Origin of the sequence: Microvirga pakistanensis (assembly GCF_004458765.1) — a bacterium.
Classification (GTDB): Bacteria; Pseudomonadota; Alphaproteobacteria; order Rhizobiales; family Beijerinckiaceae; genus Microvirga; species Microvirga pakistanensis.
Genome location: NZ_SPJX01000273.1, coordinates 1 through 223, shown reverse-complemented (window position 1 = coordinate 223; position 223 = coordinate 1). Strand labels below are relative to the sequence as shown.

Annotated in this window: 1 protein-coding gene; it reads left to right on the top strand. The window is 71.3% G+C overall.

The genetic code is table 11. The features are described 5' to 3' along the window. Positions 1–223 (top strand): alpha/beta hydrolase-fold protein (locus E4K09_RS15225; RefSeq protein ID WP_166802341.1); only part of this gene is annotated, 223 nt, incomplete at both ends.

The window sequence follows — 223 nt, the reverse complement described above, 5'->3', positions numbered from 1 at the left end:
GGCCCCCTGGGCCAGGCACTACCGCATGCGCTCCTATCTCGAGCAGGAGCTGCCGGCTCTGGTTGCGGAGAACCTGCCGGCCGACCTGGAGCGGCAGGGGATCATGGGCCAGTCCATGGGCGGGCACGGGGCGCTGACGATCGCGCTGCGCAACCCCGGCCGCTTCAAGGCGGTGTCGGCGTTGGCGCCGATCGCTTCACCCATGAACTGCCCGTGGGGCGAG